We start from the raw sequence: 18,151 nt of genomic DNA, 5'->3' as shown, positions 1-18,151 counted from the left end.
GCGGCTCTCAACCGCCCCCACCCTGACGCCCGCCCCGCCTTCTCTCTTTTCTCACTCCTCTCCACTCACTTCTCGCCCATGCCTTTTCTCGAACTCTCCCTGGTCGTCCGCCTCGAACAGCAACCCGGCGCGGAAGAAGCGCTGGAGGATCTCGGCGCGCTGTCGATCACCTTGCGTGACGCCGATGCCGAAACGCCGGACGAACAGGCGATCTTCGAACCCGGCGTGGGCGAGTTGCCGCTGTGGTCGACGATCACGCTGAATGCGCTGTTCGATGAAGACGCCGACCGCCGCGGCCTGGCCGCGGCGCTGGGCGAGCTGTTGCCATGGCTGGAACCGGACCAGCTGAGTTTCAGCGAGGTCGCCGACCAGAACTGGGAACGCGTCTGGATGGACCAGTTCAAGCCGATGCCGTTCGGCCGGCGCCTGTGGATCTATCCGTGGAACATCGAACCGCCGGTTGACGACGACCTCGTCGTGGTCCGGCTCGATCCCGGCCTCGCCTTCGGCAGCGGCACCCATCCCACCACGGCCCTGTGCCTGGAATGGCTGGATGGCCTCGACCTCGTCGGCAAGACGATTACCGACTACGGCTGCGGCTCGGGCATCCTGGCCATCGCCGCGCTGAAACTCGGCGCGGCCAGTGCGGTCGGCGTCGACAACGATCCGCAGGCGCTGGTCGCCTCGGCCGACAACGCCGGGCGCAATGGCGTGGACAACCAACTCGCGCTGTTCCTGCCGCAGGACGTGGACGCCCCGCCAGCGGACGTGTTCATCGCCAACATCCTCGCCGGTCCGCTGGGCGAGCTCGCGCCCACCTTCGCCGCCGCCGCCAAACCCGGCGCGCCGTTCGCGATCTCCGGCATCCTCGCCGGCCAGCAGGACGAACTGCTGCAGCGCTACGCCGAATGGTTCGAGGACCTGCGCGTGGACACACGCGAGGACTGGGTGCGCATCAGCGGACGCCGCCGCGGCTGAACCGGCGATGCAGGCTTGACGGCGCGATCAGCCTGCTAAGCTTGGCCGATACCGATTCAAAACGGCCTGCATGTATACCCAATGCCCCGAATGCCTGTCCGTGTTCTCGCTGGATGCGCCGACACTCGCCAAGGCGCACGGCCACGTCGTGTGCGGCCATTGCCATGCCGGTTTCGACAGCCTGGCCACGCTCGCCGAACAGCTGCCGCCTGAACCCTTCGTCGAGTTGCCGCTCAATGAACCCGCGTTCGAACCACCGCTGCTCGACCTGGTGGTCTATCGCCCGCGCCCCGAGCCGACGCCCGTCGTCGTGCTCGGCGAAACGCCGGTCGCGGTCGCCTCGCAGGCGCCAGTGGAAGACTTCTCGCAGCTGGTGTTTGCGCCGCGCTTTGCACGCGAGTCGAAGGCCCAGGCGCCGAAGCGAACGGGACGAAGGGAGCGGCGGCACCTGTCGTCATCGGACGAACGGCGCTGGCCATGGGTACTGGCCTGCAGCCTGCTGACACTGGTGCTCGGCGTCCAGCTGGCCTGGGCCAAGCGCAACGACCTGATCCGCGATCCGCTCACCGGCGGCTGGCTGCGCAGCACCTGCGCGACCTTGGGCTGCGAGCTGCCGCTGGTCGCCGCACCGGGACGGCTGCGGCTGCTGGCCAGCAACGTGCAGGCGCACCCGAGTGTCGCCCACGCGCTGATGATCAGCGCCAGCGTGCGCAACGATGCCGCCTTCGCCCAGCCGTACCCGGTGCTGACGGTCACCCTGTCGAACGCGCAGGGCCAGCGCATCGCGATGCGCCGGCTGCAGCCGGAGGAGTACCTGGACGACACCTCGATCCTGCGCAGCGGGCTGTCACCCGGGGGCACGGCGGTGTTGCTGCTGGAGGTGGAGGACCCGGGCGACAACGCGGTGGCGTTCGAGCTCGGTTTCGAATGAAGGCATCCGTGGTACTTAAAATTATCCGCCCGCGCGGGTAGACTCGGTTCTTCGCGTCTGCATGCCTCGACCGCATGCAACAGGCGCCACGAAGCACCAGCATCATCCATAACCATTCGCGACGGCCCATGCAGTCGTCGTTTCGTACGTGAGGGAAAATGTCCGTGAATGCCGTAAGACTGCCTGCTGCCGAGCCCGCCAGAGCGGCCTCGTCGCAGAACGCAGGTTCGCCTGGCGCCAGCCACCATGGCCAGAGTGCCCTGAGCGAATGTGTCACCCGCACGGTGCGCCGCTATCTCGCCGATATCGGTGACACCGAGTGTGCCGAAGGCCTGCACGCGCTGGTCCTGCGCGAGGTGGAGGTGCCGCTGTTGCGCGAGGTGCTGGCCTTCCACGACGGCAACCAGAGCCGCGCCGCCAGCGCGCTCGGCATCAACCGCGCCACGCTGCGCAAGAAGCTGGCCGCGCACGGCCTGCTGTAATTCCCGCCCGCAAAAGCCGGCCTGCGTTTGGCCGGCTATAATGACCGGCTTTCCCCCTACGGAAACCCGCTCATGCCCGCTCCCCAGCTCGTCCCGGTTCGTCGCGCCCTGCTCAGCGTCTCCGACAAGACCGGCCTGATCGACCTGGGTCGACGCCTCGCCGCGAAAGGCATCGAACTGCTCTCCACCGGCGGCAGCGCGAAGGCGCTGCGCGATGCGGGCATCGCGGTCACCGACGTCAGCGACGTCACCGGCTTCCCCGAAATCATGGACGGCCGGGTCAAGACCCTGCATCCGAACGTGCACGGCGGCCTGCTCGGTCGCCGCGGCACCGACGACGCGGTGATGGCCGAACTCGGCATCGCGCCGATCGACCTGCTGGTGCTGAACCTCTACCCGTTCGAGGCGACGGTGGCCAGGCCGGACTGCACCCTGGAGCAGGCGATCGAGAACATCGACATCGGTGGCCCGGCGATGCTGCGTTCGGCGGCGAAGAACTGGAACGACGTGGGCGTGCTGACCTCGCCCGGGCAGTACGACGCGGCGCTGGCCGAGATCGAACAGCATGGCGGCCTGACCCGCGCCACCCGCTTCAGTCTGGCGGTAACGGCATTCAACAACGTGTCGAACTATGACGGCGCGATCAGCGATTACCTGTCGGGCCTGCAACTGGACGAGACGCAGCAGACGATCGCCGGCCACGCCACCTTCCCCGCGCAGATCAACGGCCGCTTCACCAAGCTGATGGACCTGCGCTACGGCGAAAACCCGCACCAGCAGGCAGCGTTCTACAGCGACCTGTATCCCGCCGCCGGCACGCTGGCCACCTTCCGGCAGCTGCAGGGCAAGGAGCTTTCGTTCAACAACATCGCCGATGCCGATGCCGCGTGGGAATGCGTGCGCAGCTTCGTCAAGCCGGCCTGCGTGATCGTCAAGCACGCCAACCCCTGCGGCGTGGCGGTGAGCCTGGACGGCATCGGCAAGGCCTACGACCTGGCCTTCCAGACCGATCCCACGTCCGCCTTCGGCGGCATCATCGCGTTCAACCGCGAAGTGGATGGCGCCACCGCGAAGGCGATCGTCGAGCGCCAGTTCGTCGAGGTGGTGCTGGCGCCGGCGTATGCGGACGAAGCGCTCAAGGCGTTCCACAAGAAAGGCAACGTGCGCGTGCTGGTCATTCCGATTCCGGAGGACGGCGACCTGCTCGGCGCGCATCCGGGCGGCCATTCCAAGCGCGTGGGTTCGGGTCTGCTGGTCCAGAGCGCCGACACCGGCATGATCACCGCCGCCGACCTCAAGGTGGTGACCCGCAAGGCGCCCACCGAAGCGCAGATCCACGACCTGATCTTCGCCTGGAAGGTGGCCAAGTTCGTCAAGTCCAACGCCATCGTCTACGCCCGCGACCGCCAGACCATCGGCATCGGCGCCGGCCAGATGAGCCGCGTGTACAGCGCGAAGATCGCCGGCATCAAGGCGGCCGACGAGAAGCTCGAAGTGCGTGGTTCGGTGATGGCATCGGATGCGTTCTTCCCGTTCCGCGACGGCATCGACGCGGCGGCCGCCGCGGGCATCAGCGCGGTGATCCAGCCGGGCGGCTCGATGCGCGACGCCGAGGTGATCGCCGCCGCCGACGAGCACGACATGGCGATGGTGTTCACCGGGATGCGCCACTTCCGCCACTGAACGTGACGGAAGCAGGTCGGCATTGAGTCCGGGCGCGGACAGGCGCACGCTCGGCATCCACCCTCAGGCGGGAGGCTGCCATGCATTACCAGCTGTTCTACTGGAGCGGCATCCAGGGTCGCGGCGAATTCGTGCGGCTGGCGCTGGAGGATGCCGGCGCCGCTTATGACGACATCGCCCGCGAGCAGGGCGACGACGTCATGGTGCAGTACCTCGACGGCGTCCACGAGGGTCCGCTGCCGTTTGCGCCGCCCTTCCTCAAGGCCGGCCGGCTGCTGATCGCGCAGACGGCGAACATCCTGCACTACCTCGGGCCGCCGCTCGACCTGGTGCCGGACAGCGAGAGCCGCCGGCTGCTTGCGCAGCAGTTGCAGCTGACCATCGCCGACCTGGTCGCCGAAGTGCACGACTCGCATCACCCGGTCGCCGTCGGCCTGTACTACGAAGAGCAGCGCAGCGAAGCCGCCCGCCGCGCGGCGGACCTGCGCGAGACGCGGCTGCCGAAGTATCTCGACTACTTCGAACAGGTGCTGGAACGCAGCGGCGGGCATCACGCCCTGCACGCGCACTCGTACGTCGACCTGTCGCTGTTCCAGCTGATGAGCGGGCTGGAGTATGCGTTTCCGCGGGCGATGCAGCGCATCGGCCGGCAACTGCCGCTGTTGCGGGCACTGAAGGAGCGGGTGGCGCAACGACCACGCGTCGCCGCCTATCTCGCCTCGCCACGACGCCTGCCGTTCAACGAGAGCGGCATCTTCCGCCACTATCCGGAACTGGACGATCCGGGCTAGGCGGCCCAGGCGAACAGCGCCGAGCCCGGCGCGGACGGCAACCAGCTTTCACGCAGTTGCCCAGGGCATCCCCACTGCCGGCACCGGCATGGCCGGATGCCGGTGAAGCGCGCCCGTCAGTGACCGGTGTCGTTCGGCGTGGTGTCGTCCGACTCTGCCGGCGGCCGCGCCTTGCCCCACTCCAGCACCTTGTACATGACCGGGCCCACCGGCTTCTGGCCATGCTCGTCGACCAGCCGACCCTGCGGGTCGACCATGTAGGTCTGGGCGATGCCGCTTTTCGGCGTGATCACGACCATGTAGACACGGCCGTTGCGGCTGTATTCCTGGATGCTGTTGTCGCCCTCCTGGCGCACCCGCACTTCCGGCGTCACTTCGTCGCGCGGATGCCGCGCGCCATCGTCGTGCATCGCCGGCAGGGTCTGCGGCTTCAGGTTCAGGGACTTCGCGGGCGCGCTGGTGGCATGCCCGGTCTTCGTCGCGGCCTTCTTCGCCGCCGGCGGACTCACGGCCTTCACTCCCGGGTCGTTGAGGCCCGGCGGCGGTGGCACGCTCGTCGATGGAGCGGATTGCGCCAGTGCACTCGAGCCCGGCAGGCTCGCTGCGAACAGGAAGCTGGCGGCAACCAGCAAGGCAACGGTCTTCATGGCGGCAACCTCGTTCGGGGAGGGCAGCATAACAGCGCGGCACGCCCGCTTTCGTGAAGCGCGGCGTTTCGTCCTGCATGCGAGAATGACCGACACTCTTCCCCGGACCCGCCGGCCTGCAACATCCGGCGCGACGGCTCCGCCCAGGTCATCATTGCCATGTCCAAGCTCATCCTCATCGACGGCTCTTCCTATCTGTACCGCGCCTTTCATGCGCTGCCGCCGCTGACCAATGCGCATGGCGAGCCCACCGGAGCACTGTTCGGCGTGGTCAACATGCTGCGTGCCACGCTGAAGGCGAAACCGGAGTACCTGGCCTTCGTCAGCGACGCGCCCGGGCCGACCTTCCGCGACGCGCTGTACGACCAGTACAAGGCGAATCGTCCGCCGATGCCGGACGACCTGCGCGCCCAGGTCGAGCCGATGCTGGCGATCGTCGGCGCGCTGGGCTTTCCGATCCTGCGCGTGGGCGGGGTCGAGGCCGACGACGTGATCGGCACGCTGGCGATGCAGGCGCACGAACTGGGCATCGAGGTGGAGGTGTCCACCGGCGACAAGGACATGGCCCAGCTGGTCGGCCCCCACGTCACCCTGGTCAACACCATGAGCAACACGGTGATGGACAGCAACGGCGTGATGGAGAAATTCGGCGTGCGGCCGGATCAGATCATCGACTTCCTCGCGCTCACCGGCGACGCCATCGACAACGTCCCTGGCGTGCCCAAGTGCGGCCCCAAGACCGCCGCCAAGTGGCTGGCCGAATACGATTCGCTGGACGGCGTGATCGCCAACGCGGACAAGATCGGCGGCAAGATCGGCGAGAGCCTGCGCGAGGCGCTGCCGCGGCTGCCGCTGTCGCGCCAGCTGGTCACCATCAAGACCGACGTGCCGCTGGAATTCGGCCCCGCCGAACTGGCCCAGCGCGATGCCGACGTGGCGCAGCTGCGCGAGCTGTACACGCGCTACGAGTTCAAGGCCGCGCTGAAGGAGCTGGATGGCCAGGAGCCGGGCATCGGGGATCGCGCAGGGGGAGTTCCTGACGGTCCTCGGGCATCGGGTATCCATGCCGCGCCCGGCATCGATCAAGCCACCGCTGCCAGCAGCCCTGCCGCGCCTGATGCCGCGTTGTCCGCGCCGGGTGACTACGAGCTGGTCACCACCCGGCCGCAGTTCGACGCCTGGCTGGAAAGACTCCGCGGCGCCGAACTGATCGCCTTCGACACCGAGACCACCAGCATCGACGCGATGCGCGCGGACATCGTCGGCATCAGCCTGGCGGTGGAGCCGGGCAAGGCCTGCTACATCCCGCTGGGCCATGACTATCCCGGTGCGCCGAAGCAGCTCGATCGCGAAGAGGTGCTGGCCGCGCTGAAGCCGGTCTTCGAGGATCCGTCGCGGCCCAAGCTCGGCCAGCACGCTAAGTACGACATCAACATCCTGTCGCACTACGGCATCGCGGTGCAGGGGCTGGCGCACGACTCGATGCTCGAGTCCTACGTGTGGAACGCCACCGCCACGCGCCACGACATGGATTCGCTGGCGAAGAAGTACCTGGGCTACGAGACGATCAAGTACGAGCAGGTCGCCGGCAAGGGCGCGAAGCAGATTTCATTCTCCCAGGTAGACCTGGACACCGCCTGCCGCTATGCCGCCGAGGACGCCGACATCACCCTGCGCCTGCACCATGCGCTGTGGCCGAAGCTGGAGAGCGTGCCGTCCTTGCGCGACGTGTACCGGGACATCGAGATTCCGCTGGTGCCGGTGCTGGCCGAGATGGAACGCCGCGGCGTGCTGATCGATGGCGACGAACTGCGGCGGCAGAGCCAGCAGCTGGGCAAGCGCATGCTGGAACTGCAGCAGCAGTCGTACGCGCTGGCCGGTCGCGAGTTCAACCTGGATTCGCCCAAGCAGTTGCAGGCGGTGCTGTTTGACGAGCTCGGCCTCGAAGCGAAACTGAAGACGCCCACCGGCCAGCCTTCCACCAACGAAGAAGCGCTGGAGGCGATCGCCGAGGCCCACGAGCTGCCGCGGCTGATCCTCGACTATCGCGGCCTGGCCAAGCTGCGCAGCACGTACACCGACAAACTGTCAGGCATCGTCAACCCGCGCACCGGCCGCGTGCACACCAGCTACCACCAGGGTTCGGTGGCGACCGGGCGGATCTCTTCCTCCGACCCGAACCTGCAGAACATCCCGGTGCGCACCGAAGAGGGGCGGCGCATCCGCCAGGCCTTCATCGCGCCACCCGGCTGGAAGGTGATGGCGGCGGACTATTCGCAGATCGAGCTGCGCATCATGGCCCACCTGTCCGGCGACGAAGGCCTGCTGCGCGCATTCCATTCCGGCGGCGACGTGCATCGCGCCACCGCGGCCGAAGTGTTCGGCGTGGCGCCGGAGGAGATCACCACCAACCAGCGCCGCGCGGCCAAGGCGATCAACTTCGGCCTGATGTATGGCATGAGCGCGTTCGGCCTGGCCCGCCAGCTCGGCGTGGACCGCGGTGAGGCCGGCGACTACATGGGCCGCTATTTCTCGCGCTATCCCGGCGTGCGCGCGTTCATGGATGCCACCCGCGAACAGGCCCACCGCGACGGCTACGTGGAAACCATCTTCGGCCGCCGGCTCTATCTGGAGAACCTCAACGCGCGCAACCAGGGCCTGCGCCAGGGCGCCGAGCGCGCCGCGGTGAACGCACCGATGCAGGGCAGCGCGGCCGACATCATCAAGCGCGCGATGATCGCGGTGGCCACGTGGCTGAAGGATCGCGACGACACACACATGCTGATGCAGGTGCACGACGAACTGGTGTTCGAGGTGCGCAACGAGGCGATCGAGGAAGTGCGGGCGGCCGTGGTCGAACGGATGTCCGGCGCCGCGGCGCTGGCGGTGCCGCTGCTGGTCGACGTGGGCGTGGGCGCCAACTGGGACGAGGCGCACTGAGCGGCGTTCCCGTTAATTTTTCATGAGACTGAATCGCCCGTAAATTTCCCTGGAGGCCTTGCAACTTTTTCGATCCACCCCACTCTAATCCCACGGATGCACGCAACGGCATCCGCGGCGCGCTCACCTCCCTGAGCCGCCACAGGCACGAACCTCTCCCCTGGGTCTTCGTGTCTGCCCCGCCCCGGAGGCTCCCCCTAGCCTCCGGGGCTTTTTTTGTCTGCTGTCCGTGCCCCGACTGCCCACGGGGCTGCCGCCTCACCTGTACGTTTCATGCACACCGGCGCACGGCATACTCCGGGGCACACTCATCAAGGGGGAACTTCATGCGCACAGGTCTGATCATCGTCGGCATCATCCTCGTCGCCGCGGGCATCTGGGTGGTGGCCGGCCATGCCTTCTACCAGGACACCGACACCCTGGTGCAGATAGGTTCGGCCAAGCTCACCGCCACCCACGACAAGGGCGTGCCGCAATGGATCGGCATTGCCGGCATCGTGGTCGGTGCGTTGCTGGCGCTTGGCGGCTTCATGCAGAAGCGCTGACCTGCAGGCTTCGTTCTCCGAAAACCGCCGCCTACGCGGCGGTTTTCCTTTGCGCCCACTACAATGGGCACGATGGATGTCTCGTACCTGATCGACCCGCTCAACGACGCGCAACGCGAAGCCGTCTGCGCCCCTCCCGGCCATTACCTGGTGCTCGCCGGCGCCGGCTCGGGCAAGACCCGCGTGCTGACCCACCGCATCGGCTGGCTGACCCAGGCCGAACGCGTGCCGCCGTGGGCAATCCTCGCCGTCACCTTCACCAACAAGGCGGCGGGCGAGATGCGCGCGCGGCTGGAGGCGCTGATCCCCGGCGGCACCCAGGGCCTTACCGTGGGCACCTTCCACGGCATCGCGCACCGGCTGCTGCGGCGGCACTGGCGCGAGGCCGGACTGCCCGAGACGTTCCAGATCCTCGATTCGGACGACCAGCTGCGGTTGGTGAAACGAGTGGTCGCCGGGCTGGGCCTGGACGACGCGAAGTACCCGCCACGGCAGGCCATGTGGCAGATCAACCACTGGAAGGACGAAGGCAAGCGCCCGGACGGCATCGAGCATCGCGATCACCCGGTCACGCAGACCTTCGTCAACATCTACAAGGCCTACGAGGACGCCTGCCGTCGTGCCGGCCTGGTCGATTTCGGCGAGCTGCTGCTGCGCGCGCACGAATTGTGGCTGAAGCATCCCGCCGTGCTGGAGCACTACCAGCAACGCTGGCGCCACCTGCTGGTCGACGAGTTCCAGGACACCAACACGCTGCAATACGCCTGGATACGCGTGCTGGCCGGCGCCACCGGCCAGGTCTTCGCGGTCGGCGACGACGACCAGTCGATCTATGGCTGGCGCGGCGCCAGGGTGGAGAACATGACGCAGTTCCTGCGCGACTTCCCCGGTGCCCGCACGATCAAGCTGGAACAGAACTACCGCTCCACCTCGACCATCCTGAAAGCCGCCAACAGCGTGATCCAGCGCAACGGCAGCCGCCTGGGCAAGGAGTTGTGGACGGCCGGCGACGACGGCGAACGCATCGCGCTGTACGCCGCCTACAACGAGCAGGACGAGGCGCGCTTCGTGATCGAGCGCATCCGCGAGTACATCGACGAGCACGGCTCGGCGAAGGACTGCGCGATCCTGTATCGCTCCAACGCGCAATCGCGCAACTTCGAGGAGCAGCTGGTCCAGCGCAACATCGGCTACCGCGTCTACGGCGGCCAGCGCTTCTTCGAGCGCGCCGAGGTGAAGGACGCGCTGGCCTATCTGCGCCTCACCGCGAACCGGCACGACGACGCCGCGTTCGAGCGCGCGGTGAACACCCCGCCCCGCGGCATCGGCGATCGCACGCTGGACGTGCTGCGCCGCCGCGCCCGCCACGACGATACGTCGATGTGGGAAGCGGCACTGCTCGAGCTGGCCGGCGGCAGCGAACTGGCCGGGCGGGCGAAGAACGCGGTAAAGGCGTTCCTGGCGCTGATCGACGGGATGGCGCGCAGCTTCGCGGGAAGCGGGAATGGGGAAGCGGGAATCGGAGAAGCCGATGCCGCACCTCCCGCTGTTGATCCTCCCCTGCCCGACTCTCCATTGCCGATTCCCGGCCTCACCCTGGCCGAACAGATCGACCACGCGATCACCCACACCGGCTTGCGCGATTTCTACGAGAAGGACTCGCGGGGCAACGCCGAGTCGCGGGTGGAAAACCTGGACGAACTGGTCAACGTGGCCAGTCGCTTCGAGCGCACCGCCGAGGACATCGACGCGGGCCTGAGCGAACTCTCCGCGTTCCTGTCCCACGCCACCCTGGAAGCGGGCGAGAACCAGGGCGAAGCCTGGGACGATTGCGTGCAGCTGATGACGCTGCACTCGGCCAAGGGGCTGGAGTTTCCGGTGGTGTTCCTGGTCGGCATGGAGGAAGGCCTGTTCCCCAGCCAGCGTTCGGTCGACGATGAAGGCCGGCTGGAGGAGGAACGCCGGCTCGCCTACGTGGGCATCACCCGCGCCCGCGAAAGACTGGTGGTCACCCACGCCGAATCGCGTCGCATGCACGGCACCGAGATGCTGGCGCGGCCGTCGCGTTTCCTCGGCGAAATGCCGGCCGAACTGATCGACGAAGTGCGCCCGCGCGTGCACGTGACCCGACCGATGTACAGCGGCCGTCCGCGCGAAACGTCGTCGTCGCTGGAAGAAACGCTGCCGGTGAAACTCGGCCAGCGCGTCAGCCACCCCAGTTTCGGCGAAGGCGTGGTGGTCAGCGCCGAGGGCAGCGGGGCGCACACCCGGCTGCAGATCAATTTCGAAGGCGTGGGCAGCAAGTGGCTGGTGGCCGCCTACGCGAATCTGACGACGCTGTAGCGGCGTTACCCGGGCAACCTCGGCAGCCCGTGCGCGTCACGCTCCTCGATCGCGATCGGATGTGTGTCCGGCTGCATCGGATTGGCGGTCTGCGCCAGCGGCGTGACGACGTCACCACGGGTGAACGCCAGCGCGTTGCGATAGCAGCGTTGCGCCTGGGCGGCGTCACCCTGGCCAGCGAAGGTATCGCCCAGCGCTTCCCACGCGGCGGCGCCTGGCGCCAGCGCCAGTGAGCGCTGCAGGTACTGATGGGCCTTGCCCCAGACCTTCAGCCGCACGCACATGCGGCCCAGCGTGAGCAGCAGGTTGGCGTCGTTCGGATGGGCGTCCAGCCAGCCTTCGGCGCGACGCAGGCGCGCCTCCACGTCATCGCCGGACAGGCTGCCGTAGGTTTCGATCAGCAACGGCGACCACTCGCGGCGCAACGCGGATTCCACTTCATCCATGGCCGGCAGGGTCAGGCCGAAACCGGCGGCGCGACGCGCGTAGGCATCGATCACGGCCGGCACCCGCCGCTGCGGCTTGGGCCATTGCGACCACATCGCGTTCAGCGTGGCCCCGTCGGGCGTGGCGTTCAGCGTGGCAACCAGCACCTGCGCCTCCAGCGCGGCATAGGCACGATGACCCAGCGCGCCGCTCTTCTGCAGCGGCGCCAGCGCCTCACGGGCGCGACGGGTGTCGCCGGTGGCCAGCGCGGCCTGCACCAGTTCGCGCCAGCCGCCGGGAGTCAGCGTGCCCTTGTCCGATTCGGGCAGCAGCAGGGCCAGCGCTTCGGCCGGCTTGCCTTCGCGACGCAACACGCGGGCGCGCAGCACCCGTGCGGCCTGCGGCACCGACTGCGCCGCCTGGTCCAGCGCTTCCAGCGCGCGGCCGGGTTCGCCACGGCGCAAAGCGGCTTCGGCCGAGGCGAGCAGGGCCGGACCACGCAGGCTGTCCAGCCGCGAGGCACGATTGAGATCACGTTCGGCATCGCCGTGGCGACCTTCGATCAGCGCGATCAGGCCAGCGCCGAGGCGCTGCTGGCTGAGTCGCCGATGCCGCCGCGAGAGCGCGCCGAACGGCCAGCGCAACAGGCGCCACAAGGTGGTCAGCACGGCCCACGCCAGCAGCAGGATCACCAGCGCGGCGACCATCGTGGTTTCGATCTTCCAGCCACGCAGGCGCAGCAGCACGTAGCCGGGGTCCTCCGCCACCCAGTGCCAGCCGAATGCGGCCAGCGCGGCGGCGAGCACCGCCAGCAACACCCCGTACCAGAGCCTCATGGCTGTGCCTCGGCCGGCGCTGCGCTGCTGCTGGACGATGCCGGACCCAGTGCATGCACCGCGCGCAGGTTGCGCAGTTCGGTCAGCGCGGCGCCGAGCTGTACCGACGGCTTCGCCGGCAATTGCGCCGCCAGTTGCCGCAGCGTGGCGCGTGCCTGCTGCACGGCAGGCGCAGCGGCGTCGAACTGGCTGGCCAAGGCGGCGTCCGCCCGCTGCAGGGCTGCGGCGTAATCCTTGCTGTCGTAGGCCAGCAACGCTGCCTGCGCCTGCGCCAGGTCGAGCGTCGCCAGCTCGCGGGCAAGGCGCGCGTCGGCGACGGCCAGCGGCGCGCCGTTGTCACGCTGCACGCTGACCACGCTGGCCAGCGCGCGACGAATCCGCGACCACGTGTCGGTGCCGCCGGCGGTGCCGCTGTCCAGCGGCTTCAGCGGCAGCGTGGCCAGCTCGCCACGCAAGGTCAGCAACTGTTGCAGGGCGGCGGCCTGGCTGGCCGGCTGGCTCCTGGCCAGGGCCTCGCGCTCGGCTTCGATGCTCTGGCGCAGCCCGCCGAACGCGCCGTCGTTGACCGCGGCCAGGGTCTGGTCGGCCAGCGCATAGGCGGCCGCCGCGCCCTGCGCGTCGTGGAACAGCGTGTAGCGTTCGCTGGCCATGCGCAGCAGCGATTCGGTTTCGTCCAGCAACATGCCGTCATGGCCACTGAGACTCTTCTCGGCAAGCCTGGCCACCGCGTCCTCGACATGGCGGGTCCGTTCGGCCTGGCCCAGCAGTTCCTCGCGCAGCGAACGGTTGACCTGGGCCGCATCGTCCAGCCGCTGGTTGAGGCTGCCGCGCTGCTCGCCCATGGCGGTCAGGGTGGTCTCCAGGGTCTCCACGCGCTGCTGCAGGCTGGCCACGTTCCGCGTGTCGACCGCCGCGCCCTGCTCCTGCTGCCACTGGCGCCAGCCAATGTAGCCGGACGCGCCCACCGCGATCAGCGCCAGCAGGATCGCCAGCGCCAGCGTGCCGCCACCACGGGGGCGTGGTGCGGGGCGATGGGAAGCCGGCCGTGTCGGGCGCAGCGGCGGTTCGACCAGCACCGCATCGGGCGCGACGGGTGCGGAACGGGCGCCCTCGGGCGCGGCGGGCTCGTTGGGCATGTCGTGGTTGCTCATGAGCGCATGCTAGCAGCCCATACGCGCGCGTTCGTAGCACGCGGATGTGAAGATTCGCTCAACCGGCCGTGCCGGCCTCGGCCAGCAGGTCGGCGGACACCGCCGAAGCCGCCACGCGGGTGCGGCGGAACCCGGCCGCGCGCGCCGCCTCGGCCAGGCGCTCGCTGCTGACGACCGCGGTGGCCGCGCACAATCGCGCCCATGCCGGCGTCGGCAGCAACCTCTGCAGGTTGTGCAGGGCCTCGGCACTGGACAGCAGCAACCGCGCCGAGGCGGGCAGCTGCAGCAGCGCTTCCACGTGACGACGATCGAGTCGCGGCGGCACGCGATGGTAGACATGCAGCTCGCGCAGGCGCGCGCCCCGCGCCGCGAGCTGCTCGCGCAACACGCCGCGACCACCCGGCGCGCCGATCAGGGCCACCCGGCGTCCGCGCAACGACTGCAGCTGGGGAAGTTCCAGCAGCCCCTCGCTGTCCTGACGGCGCGGGGCCAGCGGCGCGTCGACACCGTGTCGACGCAGGGCTTGCGCGGTGCCCTGGCCCACCGCCAGGACGCACGCGGCGGTGCGCAGCGGCAGCAGTGCCGCGGCATGACGGACCGCGGCGGGGCTGGTGAACACGATCAACTCGTCGGCCAGCGCGGCGCGCATGCTCGCACGCACCGCGTCCGCATCGGGTGCGGCACGCAAGCCCATTCCGGGCAGGCGCAACGGCACGCCGCCCAGCGCGCGCACCTTCCGCGCCAGCGCGGAGGCGGTGCCCGCCGGACGGGTGATCACCACGATCCGGCCATGCAGGTCTGGGGTTTTCCGGCTGGATGGTTGCTGCATCCGCGCACCGCGCACGCTCACTGTCATGGCTCCAGTGTAGCGGTGGCTCAGGATGTTCTGATCTATTCAGCGCAGGCGGCATGACGTCCAGAAGGCCCCCAGGTGGCAGTGCGCGGTGCCGGCAAGGCTGGCCGCCTTGGCAAGCCGTGCGCTGCCGCCTGGGGGCCTTCTGGACGTCACCCCATCTTTCGTATTCAATCGGTTGGGGCCGGCTCTGTCTGCCCGCATCTCCGCGGCGCGCCTCCTCGACAGGCCGACGCCTGTCTTCGTCCGCGCACCACGAATCTGCGGGCAGACAGAGCCGGTGACGCCCGTGCTGAATAGATCAGAGCATCCTTTACACTGCCGGGCTTTCCCCACGCGAATCCCCGATCACGTGAGCAAGACCGAAGCAACCCTGCAGGCACGACAACTGATCCAGTTCATCCGCGACGAGATCCCGCTGGCCCATGCGATGGACCTGGAACTGGCGGACTGCGACGAGCACAGCCTGACCCTGCGCGCGCCGCTGGCGCCCAACGTCAACGACAAAGGTTGCGCCTTCGGCGGCAGCCTGGTCAGCGTGATGACCTTGAGCGGCTGGGCGCTGGTCGAACTGGCGTTGCGCCGGCGCGGCACGGACTGCGACGTATTCGTCGCCGAGTCCAGCGTGCGCTACCTGGCGCCGCTGTGGGACGACTTCCACAGCCAGGCGCGACTGGCCGAGGACGCGGACTGGGCGACGTTCTTCTCCACCCTGGACAACCGCGGCCGTGCGCGCATCGCGATCGACTGCGTGGTGCCCGGCGAGAATGGCGAACCGGCGTGCACCTTGAACGCGCGCTTCGTGGCCAAACGCCGCGCCTGAGTGGACTGCCTGCGCATCAGGCAGAATGGGCGGGATTTCATCGGGGAGGAAACCACATGCGCCGGATGTCTAGTCTTCTGATCGTGCTGTTGTCGGGCCTGCTGCTGGCCGGCTGCGCCACCAAGACCCGCAGCGATGCCCTCACCACCACGCTCAAGGCGTACGGCAGCACCCTGCGCTGGGGCGATTTCCAGAGCGCCGCCCAGTTCGTCGAGCCCAAGGTTCGCGCCGCGCATCCGCTGACCTCGCTGCAGCTGGCGCGCTTCCAGCAGGTGCGGGTCACCGAATACAACGACGATGCAGGCCCGGTGCCGACCGGCGACTTCGACGTGCAGCAGACGGTGGTGATCAACCTGGTCAACATCCACAACCAGTCCGAGCGCAGCGTGGTCGACCACCAGACCTGGCATTACGACGAGGCGACCAGGCACTGGTGGCTGACCAGCGGCCTGCCGGACATCACCCAGGATTGAGTCGGCGCGGCCCGCGCAAGCGGCGGCAACCCCGTATAATCGCCGGTTTACCCGAATTGGTGCGATCAAGGCACCTGTGGACTGACGATGAACGATTTCCTGCACAAGCTGCCCGAATTTGTCGGCAACCATGTGGCCCTGGTGGCCCTGTTCGCGATCCTGCTGCTGGCATTGATCGTGATGCAGGTCAGCGCCCTGTTCAGCAAGGTCGGGGAACTGAGCCCCGCCGGCCTGACCCACCTGATCAATCGCGAGAACCCGCTGCTGATCGACCTGTCGGCGATCGCCGAGTTCGAGAAGATGCACGTGCCCGGCGCGAAACACGTGGCGATGAGCCAGTTCGATCCGGAGAACAAGGATCTGGCCAAGGCGAAGGAGCTGCCGGTGGTGGTGATGGACAAGGACGGTCGCGGCAATTCGATCAAGGCCGCGCAGCGGCTGGTCAAGGCCGGCTTCGCCAAGGTCCACCGCCTCGACGGCGGCGTGCTGGCCTGGCACGCGGCGCAATTGCCGGTGGCCAAGGGCAACCGGTAAGGAACCCGCTGGCGGGCCACGCTCCCGCCCTGCTGCCCGATCAGCCAGCGATCGCCAGGCGTCGATCGCCAGGTGTCTACGGTACCGGCAAGTCGTGGATGCCCGCGCGCCCGGCGATGATCTGCGCCAGCACGTCGGGCGCGTATTCGAACGAGTCGTAGTAGAGCCGATCCTCCGGCAGGCCGGCGGCGAGGAAGCGCGGATGCGCGGCATCGATCATCGCCGGCGGCCCGCTCATGTACAGGTCGTGGCCTGACAGGTCCGGCTGGTCGGCCAGCACCGCCTCGTGCACCAGGCCGGTGCGCAAACCCGCCGCGCCGTCCGCGTCGGACACCACCGCGTGGAACGCGAGGTTCGGCAGCTCGCCCGCCCAACGTTCGGCCAGCGCGCGCAGATACAGGTCATCCGCCACGCGCGCGCCCCAGTAGACCTGGATGGCGCGACGCGTGCCCAGCGCGATGAAGTGCTCGACGATCGCCTTCACCGGCGCAAAACCGGTGCCGCCGGCCATGAAGATCATCGGGCGTTCCGAATCCTCGCGCGGCACGAAGGTGCCCAGCGGACCTTCCACGCGCAGGTGATCGCCCGGCTTCAGCGTGCTGCTGACCCACGACGTGAAACCGCCGCCGGCCACGTGGCGCACATGCATCTCGATCATGCCGTCGGCCTGCGGACCGTTGGCGATCGAGAACGGACGACGCTTGCCGTCTTCCAGCAGCACGTCGACATACTGGCCGGGCAGACGCTTCAGGCGACGCTCGCCGCGTGCCGGCAGCAGGCGCAGGCCGGTGACGTCCGGCGCCAGCGACCATTTCTCGGTCACCACCATGCCCAGCTGGCGCCGCGCGATGTCCTCCACCGAGGTGACTTCGCGCGCCTCCAGCAGCAGGTCGGTCGCCGGCACCGCCTGGCACAGCAACACCGCATGGTGGGCCTGCTCGTCCGCATTCAGCGCCAGCGGCGGATTGCGCGGATACTCGCAACGCCCGTCCAGCAAGGTGGCCTTGCAGCTGCCGCAGACGCCGGCCCGGCACGAGTAGGGCAAGGCCACGCCCGCCCGTTGCGCCGCTTCCAGCACGGTTTCGCCCGCGACCACCGAAAACTGGCGGCCGGATGTCTTGAGGGTGACCTTGAACACGTGTGCATTGTCGCGGCGATGACCCCGGACGACAATGCGGGCTCGATCCACGGGAATCAACGATGAGCATCTGGAAACAATCCACCGACCTGGACCGCGTCAACGCATGGAGCGCCAACACCATGATGGAGACGCTGGGCATCCGCATCACCGCGGTCGGCGACGACTGGCTGGCCGGCACCATGCCGGTCGACCATCGCACCCACCAGCCCTACGGCCTGCTGCACGGCGGCGCCTCGGTGGTGCTGGCCGAAACGCTGGGCAGCACCGCCGCGATGCTGACCCTGGACCCGGCGAAGGAGCTGGCGGTGGGACTGGACATCAACGCCAACCACATCCGCGGCGTGCGCGGCGGCAGCGTCACCGGCACCGCCAAGATGCTGCACATCGGCCGCACCACCCAGGTATGGGAGATCCGCATCGAAAGCGAGGAAGGCGCGCTGGTGTGCATTTCGCGCATCACCATGGCGGTGATCGCGGCGCGCGGCATGGGCACGCGTTGAACACGCCGCATCTCGATAGAGCGTCCCCTCACCTCAATCCTCTCCCCGACACGGGGAGAGGAGGCGAAAGCAAG

At 68.4% G+C, this 18,151-nt stretch carries 17 protein-coding genes; 12 read left to right on the top strand and 5 right to left on the bottom strand.

Annotation, left to right across the window (positions count from 1 at the left end; genetic code table 11):
• Positions 1 to 78 precede the first annotated feature (78 nt).
• The 5 genes from prmA to ASD55_RS17385 all read left to right on the top strand — a co-directional run bounded on the left by prmA (position 79) and on the right by ASD55_RS17385 (position 4,865).
• Positions 79 to 978: a 50S ribosomal protein L11 methyltransferase gene (gene prmA / locus ASD55_RS17405; RefSeq protein WP_056768236.1), complete on the top strand. Its 900-nt coding sequence runs from the start codon at positions 79 to 81 to the stop codon at positions 976 to 978.
• Between the two features lie 70 nt (positions 979 to 1,048).
• Positions 1,049 to 1,909, top strand: a complete 861-nt coding sequence (locus ASD55_RS17400; RefSeq protein ID WP_056768233.1) for a zinc-ribbon and DUF3426 domain-containing protein — start codon at positions 1,049 to 1,051, stop codon at positions 1,907 to 1,909.
• A gap of 158 nt (positions 1,910 to 2,067) precedes the next feature.
• The gene (locus tag ASD55_RS17395) at positions 2,068 to 2,391 is read left to right on the top strand and encodes a helix-turn-helix domain-containing protein (protein ID WP_050981427.1); all 324 of its coding nucleotides are present in this window, start codon (positions 2,068 to 2,070) and stop codon (positions 2,389 to 2,391) included.
• A 72-nt stretch (positions 2,392 to 2,463) separates the two neighbouring features.
• Positions 2,464 to 4,074, top strand: a complete 1,611-nt coding sequence (gene purH, locus ASD55_RS17390; protein WP_056768230.1) for a bifunctional phosphoribosylaminoimidazolecarboxamide formyltransferase/IMP cyclohydrolase — start codon at positions 2,464 to 2,466, stop codon at positions 4,072 to 4,074.
• A gap of 80 nt (positions 4,075 to 4,154) precedes the next feature.
• Positions 4,155 to 4,865, top strand: coding sequence for a glutathione S-transferase (locus ASD55_RS17385; protein WP_056718017.1), 711 nt, complete (start codon positions 4,155 to 4,157; stop codon positions 4,863 to 4,865).
• A 116-nt stretch (positions 4,866 to 4,981) separates the two neighbouring features.
• Here the strand turns inward: ASD55_RS17385 and ASD55_RS17380 are convergent, their stop codons facing one another.
• Positions 4,982 to 5,512, bottom strand: a complete 531-nt coding sequence (locus ASD55_RS17380; RefSeq protein WP_056768374.1) for a DUF2782 domain-containing protein — start codon at positions 5,510 to 5,512, stop codon at positions 4,982 to 4,984.
• Between the two features lie 159 nt (positions 5,513 to 5,671).
• Between ASD55_RS17380 and polA the strand changes: the two genes are divergently transcribed.
• The 3 genes from polA (at position 5,672) to ASD55_RS17365 (ending at position 11,340) form a co-directional block, all read left to right on the top strand.
• A complete protein-coding gene (gene polA / locus ASD55_RS17375; RefSeq protein WP_056768227.1) occupies positions 5,672 to 8,452 on the top strand; it encodes a DNA polymerase I in 2,781 nt (926 codons plus the stop codon).
• A 326-nt stretch (positions 8,453 to 8,778) separates the two neighbouring features.
• Positions 8,779 to 8,997, top strand: a complete 219-nt coding sequence (locus tag ASD55_RS17370; protein WP_056718015.1) for a hypothetical protein — start codon at positions 8,779 to 8,781, stop codon at positions 8,995 to 8,997.
• A gap of 72 nt (positions 8,998 to 9,069) precedes the next feature.
• Positions 9,070 to 11,340 (top strand): 3'-5' exonuclease, encoded by a 2,271-nt coding sequence (locus ASD55_RS17365; protein WP_056768371.1) that lies wholly within the window; start codon positions 9,070 to 9,072, stop codon positions 11,338 to 11,340.
• A gap of 5 nt (positions 11,341 to 11,345) precedes the next feature.
• Here the strand turns inward: ASD55_RS17365 and ASD55_RS17360 are convergent, their stop codons facing one another.
• Genes ASD55_RS17360 through ASD55_RS17350 form a run of 3 tightly spaced genes read right to left on the bottom strand, consistent with a single transcriptional unit; the run spans position 11,346 to position 14,582 of the window.
• Positions 11,346 to 12,602 (bottom strand): heme biosynthesis HemY N-terminal domain-containing protein, encoded by a 1,257-nt coding sequence (locus ASD55_RS17360; protein ID WP_056718014.1) that lies wholly within the window; start codon positions 12,600 to 12,602, stop codon positions 11,346 to 11,348.
• A complete protein-coding gene (locus tag ASD55_RS17355) occupies positions 12,599 to 13,753 on the bottom strand; it encodes a uroporphyrinogen-III C-methyltransferase (protein ID WP_056768224.1) in 1,155 nt (384 codons plus the stop codon). The genes ASD55_RS17360 and ASD55_RS17355 overlap by 4 nt, the downstream gene beginning before the upstream one ends.
• 58 nt (positions 13,754 to 13,811) lie before the next feature.
• The gene (locus ASD55_RS17350) at positions 13,812 to 14,582 is read right to left on the bottom strand and encodes a uroporphyrinogen-III synthase (RefSeq protein ID WP_056768218.1); all 771 of its coding nucleotides are present in this window, start codon (positions 14,580 to 14,582) and stop codon (positions 13,812 to 13,814) included.
• A 376-nt stretch (positions 14,583 to 14,958) separates the two neighbouring features.
• On the opposite strand from ASD55_RS17350, the gene ASD55_RS17345 reads away from it, so the two are divergent.
• The 3 genes from ASD55_RS17345 (at position 14,959) to ASD55_RS17335 (ending at position 16,436) form a co-directional block, all read left to right on the top strand.
• Entirely contained in the window at positions 14,959 to 15,429 is a 471-nt protein-coding gene (locus tag ASD55_RS17345) for a YiiD C-terminal domain-containing protein (RefSeq protein WP_056718011.1), read from the top strand.
• 56 nt (positions 15,430 to 15,485) lie between these two features.
• The gene (locus tag ASD55_RS17340; RefSeq protein ID WP_056718010.1) at positions 15,486 to 15,902 is read left to right on the top strand and encodes a hypothetical protein; all 417 of its coding nucleotides are present in this window, start codon (positions 15,486 to 15,488) and stop codon (positions 15,900 to 15,902) included.
• A gap of 87 nt (positions 15,903 to 15,989) precedes the next feature.
• Positions 15,990 to 16,436 (top strand): rhodanese-like domain-containing protein, encoded by a 447-nt coding sequence (locus ASD55_RS17335; protein ID WP_056768212.1) that lies wholly within the window; start codon positions 15,990 to 15,992, stop codon positions 16,434 to 16,436.
• Between the two features lie 76 nt (positions 16,437 to 16,512).
• Here ASD55_RS17335 and ASD55_RS17330 read toward each other — a convergent pair whose 3' ends face one another.
• The gene (locus ASD55_RS17330) at positions 16,513 to 17,574 is read right to left on the bottom strand and encodes a 2Fe-2S iron-sulfur cluster-binding protein (protein WP_056768210.1); all 1,062 of its coding nucleotides are present in this window, start codon (positions 17,572 to 17,574) and stop codon (positions 16,513 to 16,515) included.
• Positions 17,575 to 17,636: 62 nt separating this feature from the next.
• On the opposite strand from ASD55_RS17330, the gene ASD55_RS17325 reads away from it, so the two are divergent.
• Positions 17,637 to 18,077 carry a hotdog fold thioesterase gene (locus ASD55_RS17325; protein ID WP_056718007.1) on the top strand — a complete coding sequence of 147 codons (441 nt, stop codon included), beginning with the start codon at positions 17,637 to 17,639 and terminating at the stop codon, positions 18,075 to 18,077.
• The last annotated feature ends 74 nt before the right edge of the window (positions 18,078 to 18,151 follow it).

This window comes from Rhodanobacter sp. Root561, from assembly GCF_001427365.1.
Classification (GTDB): Bacteria; Pseudomonadota; Gammaproteobacteria; order Xanthomonadales; family Rhodanobacteraceae; genus Rhodanobacter.
The sequence above is the reverse complement of the archived record's forward strand: the minus strand, read 5'-3'. Positions and strand labels throughout refer to the sequence as shown.

What these genes read in the sequence shown, in the direction of transcription:
- ASD55_RS17385 (WP_056718017.1), top strand. Translation starts at nt 4,155, where the DNA reads ATGCATTACCAGCTGTTCTACTGGAGCGGCATCCAGGGTCGCGGCGAA.
- ASD55_RS17355 (WP_056768224.1), bottom strand. Translation starts at nt 13,753, where the DNA reads ATGAGCAACCACGACATGCCCAACGAGCCCGCCGCGCCCGAGGGCGCC.
- ASD55_RS17395 (WP_050981427.1), top strand. Translation starts at nt 2,068, where the DNA reads ATGTCCGTGAATGCCGTAAGACTGCCTGCTGCCGAGCCCGCCAGAGCG.
- ASD55_RS17360 (WP_056718014.1), bottom strand. Translation starts at nt 12,602, where the DNA reads ATGAGGCTCTGGTACGGGGTGTTGCTGGCGGTGCTCGCCGCCGCGCTG.
- ASD55_RS17350 (WP_056768218.1), bottom strand. Translation starts at nt 14,582, where the DNA reads ATGCAGCAACCATCCAGCCGGAAAACCCCAGACCTGCATGGCCGGATC.
- ASD55_RS17400 (WP_056768233.1), top strand. Translation starts at nt 1,049, where the DNA reads ATGTATACCCAATGCCCCGAATGCCTGTCCGTGTTCTCGCTGGATGCG.
- prmA (WP_056768236.1), top strand. Translation starts at nt 79, where the DNA reads ATGCCTTTTCTCGAACTCTCCCTGGTCGTCCGCCTCGAACAGCAACCC.
- ASD55_RS17325 (WP_056718007.1), top strand. Translation starts at nt 17,637, where the DNA reads ATGAGCATCTGGAAACAATCCACCGACCTGGACCGCGTCAACGCATGG.
- polA (WP_056768227.1), top strand. Translation starts at nt 5,672, where the DNA reads ATGTCCAAGCTCATCCTCATCGACGGCTCTTCCTATCTGTACCGCGCC.
- ASD55_RS17335 (WP_056768212.1), top strand. Translation starts at nt 15,990, where the DNA reads ATGAACGATTTCCTGCACAAGCTGCCCGAATTTGTCGGCAACCATGTG.
- ASD55_RS17380 (WP_056768374.1), bottom strand. Translation starts at nt 5,512, where the DNA reads ATGAAGACCGTTGCCTTGCTGGTTGCCGCCAGCTTCCTGTTCGCAGCG.
- ASD55_RS17340 (WP_056718010.1), top strand. Translation starts at nt 15,486, where the DNA reads ATGCGCCGGATGTCTAGTCTTCTGATCGTGCTGTTGTCGGGCCTGCTG.
- ASD55_RS17370 (WP_056718015.1), top strand. Translation starts at nt 8,779, where the DNA reads ATGCGCACAGGTCTGATCATCGTCGGCATCATCCTCGTCGCCGCGGGC.
- ASD55_RS17365 (WP_056768371.1), top strand. Translation starts at nt 9,070, where the DNA reads ATGGATGTCTCGTACCTGATCGACCCGCTCAACGACGCGCAACGCGAA.
- purH (WP_056768230.1), top strand. Translation starts at nt 2,464, where the DNA reads ATGCCCGCTCCCCAGCTCGTCCCGGTTCGTCGCGCCCTGCTCAGCGTC.